This is a genomic window from Sporomusa sp. (assembly GCF_035561255.1).
Classification (GTDB): domain Bacteria; phylum Bacillota; class Negativicutes; order Sporomusales; family Sporomusaceae; genus Sporomusa.
Map to the genome: position 1 here is coordinate 1 of NZ_DATMXX010000431.1, position 12,141 is coordinate 12,141.

Genomic DNA, 12,141 nt, shown 5'->3' on the forward strand with positions numbered 1-12,141 from the left:
GCAGTATATTGTAAAGGCTGAGCAAAGACGCTCAATCCAATCTGGATTGAGCGTCTTTTTTACTACCAATTTTTACAAGGGAGGAGGAATGCTACTTGATTAGCTTAACTAAGGTAAATAAGTCTTTTGGCAACAACCACGTACTTAAAGACATTGACTTGACAGTAAAAACTGGTGAGAAACTTGTTGTTATCGGGCCTAGTGGTTCTGGTAAAAGTACAATGATCAGATGTATGAATCTATTAGAACGCCCCAATAGCGGCAGTGTGGTTGTGGATGGGGTAGATATCACCGCATCCAATGCATCTGTAAATCAAATACGCCAGTCTGCTGCCATGGTTTTCCAACAATTTAATCTCTACCCTCACAAAACTGTACTGGAAAACCTGACTCTTGCTCCTATTCTTCTAAAAGGTGTCAAGAAAGACGAAGCTGCAGAAACAGGTATGGCCTTCCTTGACCGGGTTGGGCTTAAAGAAAAAGCCGATGCCTATCCATCTCAATTATCAGGCGGCCAGCAGCAGCGCGTCGCTATTGCACGAGCCCTGAACATGCACCCTAAAATCATGTTGTTTGATGAACCCACTTCAGCACTTGACCCGGAAATGATTAAAGAGGTTCTTGACGTTATGGTTGACCTGGCTAACGAAGGAATAACCATGGTTGTAGTCACTCATGAAATGGGATTCGCCCGCAGGGTTGCCGATAGAGTCATATTTATGGATGAAGGGCGAATTATGGAACAAGGAACCCCGGAGCATTTCTTTGTTAATCCTGATCACGATCGAACCAAACTATTCCTGAGTCGTATTTTGCATTAATCCCTAATAAAAAATATGGAGGCGATTCTATTATGAAACTCATGAGAAAATCCGTATTCATCTCTTTCGTTATGTTGCTGGCTTTCAGCATCTTCCTGGCAGGCTGCGGCGGTTCAACAACCCAGCCGACTGCATCCAAGGAAGAAGTCCCTGCTGATATTAAAGCCATCAAAGACCGTGGCGTCTTTAAGGCCGGTGTAAAAGTAGATGTTCCTAAATTTGGCTATAAAGACCCTAAAACAGGTAATGTTGAGGGCTTCGAGATTGATCTGGTTAAAGCGTTAGCTAAAAAAATTGTTGGTGACGAAAACAAAATTGAGTTAACAGGCACTGTTGCTAAAACCCGTGGACCACTCCTTGATAATGGCGATGTTGACATTGTACTTGCTACCTTTACCATTACCGAAGAGCGTAAAAACAGCTACAACTTCTCTGATCCCTATTATACTGACGGTGTGGCTTTAATGGTTAAAAAAGCATCCGGCGCCCAGGGATTAAAAGACCTTGCCGGCAAGAAGATCGGTGTCGCCCAGAGTTCTACCAGCCGTAAAGCAATCCAAGAAGCAGCTGATAAACAAGGCATTAAGGTCAGCTTCCTGGAATTCGGTACCTACGCTGAAGTAAAAGCAGCCTTGGATTCCGGCCGCGTAGACTGCTTTAGTGTTGACGCTGCTATCCTCTTTGGTTATTTAGATGATTCCACTACTATTCTTAGTGAACGGTTTGCCCCCCAGGAGTATGGTGCAGCCACCAAGAAATCCAATACAGCCCTGGCTAAGTTAGTAAACGATACCTTAAACGACATGAAAAAATCCGGTGAAATTGATAAACTGCTCGCGAAATGGGGACTTAAATAGTGCCAGGCCCTTTCGCCGGGTTTAAGTGGCTGGCGTTATTCCAGGATTGGACAGTCTTTGCCGAAGGTTTTATTACAACACTTATGGTAGCAGCCTTAGGTTTGACGTTGGCATTAACCCTTGGTATCCTGTTCGGCATTCTTGGCACCGCCCCCGGGCGATCGTTCCGCGTTATTAACCGGATTTATGTCGAATTTATTCAAAATACCCCATTAGTCATCCAGGTCATCTTCTTATACCATGGCCTGCCGCATCTCGGTATTATGCTCCCGGTATTTTCAATCGGTGTGCTGGGACTTGGCGTGTATCATGGTGCCTATGTAGCAGAAGCAATCAGGGCAGGTCTGCAGGCTGTCCCACGTGGTCAATTGGAATCCGCCTATTCACAGGGTTTTAATTATTGGCAGGCGATGCGTTATATTGTCTTGCCTCAGGCCAAAAGGATTGTCCTCCCCCCGATAACCAATCAGTCAGTAAGCCTGATTAAAAACACCTCAGTGCTGGCCATGGTTGCAGGCGGCGATCTTATGTATCATGCTGACTCCTGGTCCAGCAGCAACCTCTATTACGGACCGGCCTATGTCATTACAGGACTTCTTTATCTCTGTCTTTGCTATCCGCTGGCCAATCTGGCCCGGCGCATGGAAAAGAAACTGGAGGTCTCATTATGATCCAAGACCTTCTTAAACCTGAAATTGCTTTATTCCTGATGGATGGGCTTTATGTTACCTTGAAAATCTCGATTGTGTCGATTATCCTTAGCTTAGTCTTTGGTACAGTATTAGGGGTGGCGCAATTCTCCGCCCACCCGCTATACAGCCGGCTTGCCACACTCTATATCGACTCAATCCGCAACACACCGCTACTGCTTTTCATTCTCGCTGCCAGGTTTACCACTAATCTGGAACCTGTCAACTCAGGTATATTAGCTATGACAGTCTTCACTTCGGCTGTTATGGCGGAAATTATCCGGGGCGGACTAAATTCAGTTCACAAGGGTCAATGGGAAGCCGCCCGTTCCCAGGGTTTTAATTACTGGCAGACCCTCATTCACATTATTCTGCCGCAAGCTTTCCGTAACATGATTCCGCCCCTGTTATCCCAATTCACGACAGTCATTAAAGACACTTCCTTTGTTTGGGCCGTCGGTGTCGAGGATTTAACAGGCAAAGGCATGATTATCATGGGCAAATATGGTTCGACCGCACAAGTCTTCACGATATTTGGGACAATTGCCGGACTATATTTTGTGGTGAACTATTCACTTTCGTTCATCGCCCGTTACCAACAAAGACGGCTTGCTGCCAGAAGCTACTAGCTAACCCCTTCCCCTTTCGCATACAAAAAGTAGTGTGGGCCTCACCTGACACAGGTGGGGCCCACACTACTTTTACTTTATTATCGCTCTTCCCGGTTATAAGGAATACCCAGCGCTTCCGGTGCAGCTACCCGCCGTTTCTTTGTTTCACGGGTGACAACGATTAAAACAATAATGGTAATCGCATAAGGCAGCATCTTAAGGAAAAATGACGGCACGGCGATTCCAAAGTTCTGCATATGAAACCCAAGCACGTCGATTGTCCCAAACAGAAAACTGCCAAGAAAAGCCTTACCTGGGTGCCAGGTAGCGAATATAACCAGGGCCACCGCAATCCAGCCGCGGCCTGCCGTCATGTTCTCCAGCCAGGACGGCGCATACGCTAAGGATAGGTAAGCACCAGCCATACCGGCAAGCATCCCGCCGATAACCACAAATAAATACCGGACTGCAAACACATTAAGCCCGGCCGTATCGGCTGCCCCGGGATTCTCCCCCACAGCCCTCATTTCCAGCCCTTTTCTGGTGCGAAATAAGAAAAACCAGAGAAAAGCAACCAAACAATAACTAAGATAAACAAGGGCATCATGCTGAAACAGGATAATCCCAACAGCAGGAAGCTCACTAAGCCCAGGCAGGGCAAAGGGCTTAAAAGTATTAGCCAGCGGCACCCCGATCAGGGATTTACCAATATAACCACTTAAGCCTGTGCCAAAAATGGTCAGCGCCAGACCACTAACAACCTGATTGGCCCGCAGCGTAATCGTTAGAAAAGCGTGGATGAGGGCCATCAACCCGCCGGCAACAATAGCGGCCAGCAAGCCAAGCCAGGGATCAGCGGTGTGCATGGCAACCATAAAGCCGGTAACCGCCCCAACAAGCATCATGCCTTCAACCCCAAGGTTCATTACCCCCGCAAGCTCGGCAAGGATTTCCCCTAAAGCAGCAAGAAGAATGGGCGTACCGGCAATAATACCTGTAGCTAAAATAGCTACCCATACTGACTGTTCCATCACAAACCCCGCTCCTTCTCATACCATCTTAGTCGATACTGCACAAAGATTTCCCCACCAACCACAAAAAACAAGATAGCCCCCTGGAGCATCGCCACCGTCGCAGCCGGAAAGCCGCTGGTCTGGATACTAAAACCACCAACCAGCATCCCGCCAAAAACAAAAGACACTAATACAATAGCGAACGGATTCAGGCGGGCCAGCCACGCAATGATGATTGCCGAATAGCCATAGCCTGGCGAGATGCCGTGCTGAAGCCGCTGGGTAATACCTGACACCTCAGTCATACCTGCCAGACCAGCTAAACCACCGCTAATAAACATCACCAGTAAAATATTGCGCACATAATTCATGCCGGCATATTGGGCTGCTGCCGCGCTTTCGCCGCTGACCCGGATTTCAAACCCCCAGCGGGTATAACGCAAGACGACATATAATATGAAAACAGCCATCAGTGCAAAAACAATTCCTAAATGGATACGGGTAACCCCAAAGGACGGTAAAATAGCGCCATCAGAAAACGGAGCGGTAATGGGAAACCCAAGCCCTTTAGGATCTTTCCAGGGACCATAGACCAGATAATCTACCCAGAGCATGGCAATATAATTTAACAGCAATGTCGTTATTGTCTCATTAACCTTGAAATAAGCCCGGGGAATCGCCGGCAGCAGGCCCCACAACCCACCCATGAGAAATCCGGCCAGCATCATGGCCGGCAGCAGCACCCAGGCAGACCACCCGGGATAGGTTAGCGCAACCCAGGTCGCACCAAATGCCCCCATATAGAGCTGACCCTCGGCGCCAATATTCCATAATTGCATACGGAATGCAACCGAGACGGCTAAGCTGGCTAAAATCAAGGGTACTGCCTTTACCAGGGTCTCAGATAATCCATAAACAGACCCAAAAGCCCCTGTGTACATCAACTGGTACACTTCAAGCGGATCTTTACCTGATAAACCAATAAAAAGACCGGCAAAAACAAGGCCGATAACAATCGACAGAATTGGTACAACCACCATCATTTTCTTCGAAACTGTATCCCGTTTTTCAAACCGCATTCTTAGTCACCAGCCTCTCTCCGGCCATCATGAGTCCGACCTCTTCCACAGATGCCGTACAGGGATCAACAACCCCCATTAATTCACCCCGGTGCAGTACCGCCAGGCGATCTGATAAAGCAAACAAGTCATCAAGCTCCTCGGAGATAAACAAAATAGCCTTGCCTGCTTCGCGTTGCTCCAGCAGCAGCTGCCGCACTGTCTCCATAGCTCCTACATCTAAGCCGCGCATTGGATACACAACAACAAGCAGCTGGGGATCTGCCGAAATTTCCCGGGCCAGGAGCAGCTTTTGCAGGTTTCCTCCAGACAGCATCCGCACAGGATTAGTTATATTTGCAATCTTTATGCCAAACTGTTCAATGGCCTGCAGCGTCTCTGCCAAGGCTTCCTTCCAGTTAATGAAATACCCTTTTCGGTCATAGCTCTTTAACAGGTAGTTATCTACGGCATCCAGTCCGGGAACCAGACCTGTACCCAGACGGTCTTCCGGTACATAACTGACACCAGCCTCGATAAACTTTTTCGGGTTGCCGGCCGTGAGGTCAATCCCCTTAATAAGCCTTTTCCCGCCTTCGAGTTCCCGTAGTCCGGCCACAACCTCTGCCAATTCACTTTGCCCATTGCCAGCCACTCCGGCAATCCCCAGAATCTCACCGGCATGAATGTCAAGCGATAAATCCCGGATAGCGAGTTGACCGCGATTGTTCAAACAGGAGATGCTCTCAAGCCCTAATATCGTTGCCCCCGGCGTAGCAGCACTTTTGGTACAGCTAAGCTCCACACTTTTTCCCACCATCATTCTGGTTAACAATTGCTCATTAGCTCTTTCAGTCCGGGTTTGTCCCACAGACTGACCGCCGCGTAAAACGGTGATCGCGTCAGTCCCCTCCAGCACCTCACTGAGCTTATGAGAAATGACAATAATAGCCTTGCCTTGTTTGGCCATTAGCCGGAGTGTCCGGTATAGGTCTCTTGCTTCCTGTGGGGTTAATACCGCTGTAGGCTCATCCAAAATCAAGATCTCGGCACCGCGGAATAATGCCTTGAGAATTTCTACCCGCTGCTGCTCGCCGACAGTCAGCTGCCATACCCTGGCAGCCGGGTCAATCAGCATACCATATTGCAGGCAAAACCGCCCAACCTTTTCCTCTATCTCGGACTTATTGAAAAACATCCCGGCATTGCGCAGCCCCAGCGTAATGTTCTCCGCTACAGTAAAGGATTTAATCAGCTTAAAATGCTGATGCACCATACCGATACCATGAGCCACAGCATCTTTGGGAGACCGCAGGTCAACCTTCTGCCCACGCAGGTAGATTTCCCCCTCATCAGGCCGGTACAGCCCTGTAAGAATGCTCATTAAAGTACTTTTCCCAGCCCCATTTTCGCCAAGCAAAGCATGGATCTCGGATTTATTAATTGTCAGGCTGACCCGATCATTCGCAATGACTCCGGGAAATCGTTTCGTTACATTAATCATTTCCACCATGGGAATTGCCACTACATAAACCACCCTTCTAAGATTAAACTTGATCCTTGGCGATAGGCACTTGCGCTAAATGCCCACCGCCAATTATCCAGCTGTTTCCGGCTTAATTTATATACAGCGGAAAGCCCCGCACCCGTAGTAGAGCGTTGTTATTATGACATTATAGAAGGCCGTTTCTATTACAAAACGGCCTCCCGCAACTTACTTAGAAATGGTTCCTTCCACGCCCTGTACAAACCAGTTAAACTCAAGCATATCTTTGTCAGCCATTTTTTGACCGGTTTGAACTTTTATATTCCCTTGCTGGTCTTTGATAGGGCCAGTGAATACATCCCATTGCCCCTTAATAATTTCTTCCTTCTTTTTAGCGATCATAGTTTTGGTATCTTCAGCAACCATTGGTCCGTAAGGCCCAAGATCAACAATGTTATCAGACATTGGTCCCCAGTACTGTTCTGATTTCCAGCTCTTGTCCAGAATAGACTTAACAGTTTTAACATAATACGGTCCCCAGTTCCACACCGGGCCGGTCAATATCGCTTTAGGAGCAAAATTGCGCATGTCCGTGTTATACGACACGGCAAATTTCCCCTTTTCCTCGGCTGCCTGCATTGGTGCAGGAGTGTCCTGATGCATCGCGATTACATCAGCGCCTGTGTCAAGAAGACTCTTAGCCGCATCTTTTTCAGTAGCAGGGTTATACCAGGTATTGGTCCAGACAACTTTTACCTTAGCATCCGGATTGGCCGCTTGTACCCCCAGGGTAAAGGCATTAATGCCACGAACAACCTCAGGGATTGGGAATGCGGCCACATAGCCGATTGTATTGCTCTTGGTTTGCTTGCCGGCAGCCAGCCCTGATAAGTACCTTGCCTGATACATTCTACCAAAATAGGTACCTACATTATTAGCTGTTTTAAAGCCGGAACAGTGCAAGAAGGTAACATCCGGAAACTTTTGTGCTACCTTTTGCACATAATCCATATAGCCGAAGCTGGTAGCAAAAATAATTTTATTGCCTTTCATTGCGAGTTCTGTAAGTACCCGTTCTGCATCAGCCCCCTCAGGAACTGCTTCAACATACGTTGTCTCGATATTAGGCATTTCTTTTTCCAGTTGCTTACGACCTTGATCATGAGCATATGACCAGCCCGCATCCCCAACCGGTCCGACATAAACGAAAGCCACTTTCACCTTTTCCGCTTTAGCAGGCTGGTTTTCTGCAGGTTTTTGTCCACCGCAGCCTGCAATCAGGATGGCTAAAACCAATAATGTAACCATCACCAGTAGACCTGTATTCCGTTTGCCTTGCCTTATCACCAAAACTCCCCCTATTACTTAAAGATTGCCACTCGCTCTATGTAAGGGCTTAACCCAGAGCAGCCTCAACAAACACAAAAGCCCAGACAGGAATAAGTCAGCACTCAATCTTGAGAGCGGACCTCCTGCCGGGCTTCTCCATGGTTCCCCATAGACAATAGGACACTTCCACTCATAGTAAGGGCATTTACGGCTCCCTTGTAGAAACTCCCAGACCATATCTCCGGGATTATACGAGTACATATTCATTTGAATGTAACCTAAAAATCTGTTTTCGGATTGAGTATACCGCATAATGGGACAAAAGTCTATAAAAATCCACAAGACTTTGACACCAGCTAAAACGAACTATGGCACAGCCCCCTGCTCTCGACCATCGCCGCCATTATATTTCCGGGAGAGCAGCCAGCGCCATGATTGTGGTTTAGCCGCGCTGGCTGTTGGGTAGTTACATATCCTTTGCCGGAACCGGCCCCCGTGAGAGCGCAATCTTACCGGTCCTGACAATCTCAATAATCCCAAAATCAAGCAGCACTTCACAGAAAGCATCGATTTTACTTTCCTCACCGGTAAGCTCAATAGCCACGGTTTCCCGGTTTACATCAATAATTTTGGCCCGAAAGATCTCCACAACATTGACTAAATCAGAACGGTTTGTTTTGCTGGCCTTGACCTTGATCAATGCTAATTCCCGTTCAATAGACTCGACATAGGTGAGGTTTACAATCTTAATCACATCAACCAGTTTAGATAGCTGATTTACTACCTGTTCCAGCTCGACCTCGCTCTCTACCTCAACACTGATCGTAATCCGGGTGGTATCAGCCTCTTCGGTATAGCCGGCGGCAATACTCTCAATGTTAAAGGCCCGTCTGCTAATTAGCCCTGAGATATGGGTCAAAACCCCAGGCCTATTTTCAACTAAAACAGCTAATGTATGTTTCATCCATTCATCCCTCCACCATTTGATCCAGGCGACCTCCCGGGGGAACCATCGGCAGCACATCCTCCGTTTCAGGGAGCAATATCTCAACAAGTACCGGACCCTGTATCCGCAAAGCCTCTTCCAGAGTTGGAACCAATTCATCCGGCTTAGTCACCCGTAGACCGGTAACGCCCATAGCTTCAGCAAGTTTTACAAAATCAGTGTGCCCCTTAGTGGTGGAATGGGAATAACGTTGTCCGTAAAACATCCGCTGCCACTGGCTAATCATACCCAGTACCTGATTATTCATTACAATAATTTTAATGGGCAAGCCATTATCGGCCACCGTCGCCAGCTCCTGACAATTCATCATGATGCTGCCGTCCCCGGTAAACAATACCACCGTCTTATCCGGCGAACTCAGTTGAGCACCAATCGCTGCCGGTAAGCCATAGCCCATAGTGCCAAGACCGCCTGACGTCAGCAAAGAACGCTCTTTGGGGAAATTATAATACTGTGCAGTCCACATCTGGTGTTGCCCGACATCTGTTACAATGACAGTATTAGACTGGGTAAGCCGGCTTACCTGCTCAATAACAGCCTGCGGCATGATGCTTGCTGTTGTCTGGCAATAGCTTAACGGTTTTTCCTGCTTCCAGGTCTGAACACGCTCTGTCCAGGCAGCAATTGAGCTGCGCCACTGCCCGGCGGAGCGTCTTGCTGCCTTCTCACATAACAGCGGTAAAGACCAGCGCAGATCACCAAGAACCTTTAGGTCGGCACATATATTCTTATTTACCTCGGCAGGATCAATATCAAAGTGTACAATCTTCGCATTTGGGGCAAAATCTTTAACTAAACTTGTTACACGGTCATCAAATCTGACGCCAATCCCCAGCAAAAGGTCACACTCAATTGTAGCCATATTGGCAGCATAAGTGCCATGCATACCAACCATGCCCAAATGCTGCGGTGAATCAGAAGGAATACACCCTAATCCCATCAGGCTGGAAAATACCGGGAACCCGGTCATGGCGGCAAATCTACGCACCACTGCGGCGGTATCGGAGATATTAACACCGCCACCGACAAATACCACCGGTTTGCTGGCTGCTTCCAAAGCCTGCACAGCCAGCTCAACACTTGCCGGGTCTCCGTCAAACAGCGGTGTATAGCCCCGCAGTCTAACCGCCTCCGGATATTCGAAATCAAAGCTCGTGTTGAAAACATCACGGGATATATCGACAACAACCGGCCCTGGCCGGCCAGTACGGGCAATATAAAACGCTTCCTTCATAACCCGGGGCAAATCCTGGGCTTTTTTTACCAGATAGTTGTGCTTGGTAATGGGGGTAGTGATACCGCAGACATCAGCCTCCTGGAAAGCATCTTTGCCGATCACCGCAACCCCTACCTGACCGGTAATCGCCACCAACGGGACTGAATCCATATAAGCTGTCGCAATTCCAGTAATCAGATTGGTTGCGCCGGGGCCTGATGTCGCAAAGCAAACACCGGTTTTGCCGGTAGCACGGGCATAGCCGTCGGCGGCATGAACAGCACCTTGCTCATGACGGGTTAAAATATGGGGAAACTTAAGATTAAACAACGCATCATACAGGGCCAATACACAGCCTCCGGGATAACCGAATACCAACTCAACCCCTTCAGCCTTCAAACACTCAATGACCGCTTCTGCCCCCAGCATCTTCAAGTTAAAACCCTCCTTCTACCTCTCCACATAATTTAAAATGCAACAACTTTTCTTACCAATAGGCTCTACAGATTAGAAAAGACTTGGCTTGTGCCAAGTCCTTTAGGACGACGGCAGAAGCCTTAGTCGTTCTTATGTCCACAGAATTTATTTGCAAATTCTGGTAGACCAATAAAAAAACTCCGTCCCCTTTCCCAGGGACGGAGTTTACTCCGCGTTACCACCCAAATTGCTATAGTTTCACCCATAGCCGCTCATAGGTACAGAGAAACCTCGATACCTCGCCGCAATAACGGGCGGCAATTTCTCCGCAGAGAGCCCGGCGCGGCTTACTAAAAATTCAGCCCGCAACTCACGGATGATTTTCATTATATTAGATATTGCTGGCTCACACCAACCCCAGCTCGCTGCTAATATCGTGATATAACTACTCTTCCGTTCATCGTCTTTACATCTTTATACTATTTATTATTGTTATGTTACAAAAAAATCCACCCGGTGTCAACACTATTCTTTTATTTTGTACTTTCCTGATGATTTTTGAACATAACATGATGTTTTTTCAACATTTCCGGGATCGGCAGCTCATAGGGACAGCGGAGAACACATTCACCGCATTCGATACACTTTTCCACAGACTCCATCGCATTACGGGCAAAATCAACCGCAACTGCCGGTGACATCCGCCGTGCGATTACCTGGTACCCCATAGCCGGGGTTATACTTACCCCATGTGGACAAGGCTGACAGTATTCACAGCGCCGGCAGAACTGTTTGCCCAGCTCATTGCGATATTTGTCCATCAACACCAGATCAGCATCGGTAACAGTATTCACTTCATTATAAAAGGACAAAATTTCGTCAACCGCCTCAGGTGAGTCAAAGCCCGGGATGGGTAACATCTCCGGAAACTGCCGCAGAAACTTGAAAGCAATTGCTGCATTGTCAATCATGCCACCGGCAAACGGTTTCATCACAATAAACCCAACATTCATTTTGATCGCCAGCTCACGTAATTCGCCTTTAGCTGCATCCTCAATAAAGTTAAAAGGAAATTGGATTGTGCTGAATAAGCCGGTCTTAACCAACCGTACGGCCATTGTCAGGCTGTGCGAGGTAACACCAATATGCCGTATTTTGCCCTGCTGCTGAGCCCGCTTCGCCACCTCGAACGCTCCGCCGGCAGCCGTTGCAACCTCCCAATCCTGTTCACGCGAGACCTGATGCAGCTGGTATAGATCAATATATTCTGTTTGCAGCATCCGCAGACTATTTTCAAGATGCTCCAGCGCTCCAGCCCCATCACGGCGTCCGGTTTTGGTTGCAATGACAATCTTGTCCCTCATCCCGGAAAAAGCCCTGCCGATCTTATCCTCACTATCGCGGTAGGCATTTGCGGTATCATAGAATGTAATACCCTGTTCATAAGCATGACGCAGTGTCTTGACCGCCTGATTAGTTTCCAGACGAATAATAGGTATACACCCAAAACCTACTTCCGAGATGGTTAACCCGGTTTGTCCCAAATTACGGTACTGCATACTTTATATCCATCCTTTCCAGGTTAGAGCACCTCACTGGTGTTTCCAACCAATTTAAAATTCCGTTAATGTTATTATC

11 protein-coding genes, 1 riboswitch and 1 other annotated feature are annotated in these 12,141 nt (G+C 47.9%); of the genes, 4 read left to right on the forward strand and 7 right to left on the reverse strand.

The genetic code is table 11. The features are described from left to right. The first annotated feature begins 95 nt into the window (after positions 1-95). The 4 genes from VN379_RS24910 to VN379_RS24925 are packed head-to-tail and all read left to right on the forward strand — an operon-like array spanning position 96 to position 2,996. Positions 96-821, forward strand: coding sequence for an amino acid ABC transporter ATP-binding protein (locus VN379_RS24910; RefSeq protein ID WP_325538833.1), 726 nt, complete (start codon positions 96-98; stop codon positions 819-821). Positions 822-853: 32 nt separating this feature from the next. Next, positions 854-1,678, forward strand: a complete 825-nt coding sequence (locus tag VN379_RS24915; protein WP_325538834.1) for a transporter substrate-binding domain-containing protein — start codon at positions 854-856, stop codon at positions 1,676-1,678. Further along, positions 1,678-2,349, forward strand: coding sequence for an amino acid ABC transporter permease (locus tag VN379_RS24920; RefSeq protein ID WP_325538835.1), 672 nt, complete (start codon positions 1,678-1,680; stop codon positions 2,347-2,349). Before VN379_RS24915 ends, VN379_RS24920 begins: the two co-directional genes overlap by 1 nt. Beyond that, positions 2,346-2,996, forward strand: a complete 651-nt coding sequence (locus VN379_RS24925) for an amino acid ABC transporter permease (RefSeq protein ID WP_325538836.1) — start codon at positions 2,346-2,348, stop codon at positions 2,994-2,996. The genes VN379_RS24920 and VN379_RS24925 overlap by 4 nt, the downstream gene beginning before the upstream one ends. Before the next feature lie 80 nt (positions 2,997-3,076). On the opposite strand, the gene VN379_RS24930 is transcribed toward VN379_RS24925, so the two are convergent. The 7 genes from VN379_RS24930 to VN379_RS24960 form a co-directional block, all read right to left on the reverse strand. Beyond that, positions 3,077-4,009 (reverse strand): ABC transporter permease, encoded by a 933-nt coding sequence (locus VN379_RS24930; protein ID WP_325538837.1) that lies wholly within the window; start codon positions 4,007-4,009, stop codon positions 3,077-3,079. After that, positions 4,009-5,070 carry an ABC transporter permease gene (locus tag VN379_RS24935; RefSeq protein WP_325538838.1) on the reverse strand — a complete coding sequence of 354 codons (1,062 nt, stop codon included), beginning with the start codon at positions 5,068-5,070 and terminating at the stop codon, positions 4,009-4,011. Before VN379_RS24935 ends, VN379_RS24930 begins: the two co-directional genes overlap by 1 nt. After that, on the reverse strand, positions 5,060-6,574 hold the full coding sequence (locus VN379_RS24940) for an ABC transporter ATP-binding protein (RefSeq protein ID WP_325538839.1): 1,515 nt from the start codon (positions 6,572-6,574) through the stop codon (positions 5,060-5,062). The genes VN379_RS24935 and VN379_RS24940 overlap by 11 nt, the downstream gene beginning before the upstream one ends. A gap of 189 nt (positions 6,575-6,763) precedes the next feature. After that, positions 6,764-7,882 carry a BMP family ABC transporter substrate-binding protein gene (locus VN379_RS24945; protein ID WP_325538840.1) on the reverse strand — a complete coding sequence of 373 codons (1,119 nt, stop codon included), beginning with the start codon at positions 7,880-7,882 and terminating at the stop codon, positions 6,764-6,766. Positions 7,883-8,037: 155 nt separating this feature from the next. Next, a riboswitch (purine riboswitch) is annotated at positions 8,038-8,139 on the reverse strand. A gap of 191 nt (positions 8,140-8,330) precedes the next feature. Continuing rightward, a complete protein-coding gene (gene ilvN / locus VN379_RS24950) occupies positions 8,331-8,828 on the reverse strand; it encodes an acetolactate synthase small subunit (RefSeq protein WP_325538841.1) in 498 nt (165 codons plus the stop codon). A gap of 4 nt (positions 8,829-8,832) precedes the next feature. Next, the gene (gene ilvB / locus VN379_RS24955; protein ID WP_325538842.1) at positions 8,833-10,521 is read right to left on the reverse strand and encodes a biosynthetic-type acetolactate synthase large subunit; all 1,689 of its coding nucleotides are present in this window, start codon (positions 10,519-10,521) and stop codon (positions 8,833-8,835) included. A gap of 193 nt (positions 10,522-10,714) precedes the next feature. Continuing rightward, positions 10,715-10,973: a binding site (T-box leader), on the reverse strand. A gap of 63 nt (positions 10,974-11,036) precedes the next feature. Further along, complete coding sequence (locus tag VN379_RS24960; protein WP_325538843.1) at positions 11,037-12,062, reverse strand: aldo/keto reductase; 1,026 nt, start codon at positions 12,060-12,062, stop codon at positions 11,037-11,039. Positions 12,063-12,141 lie beyond the last annotated feature (79 nt).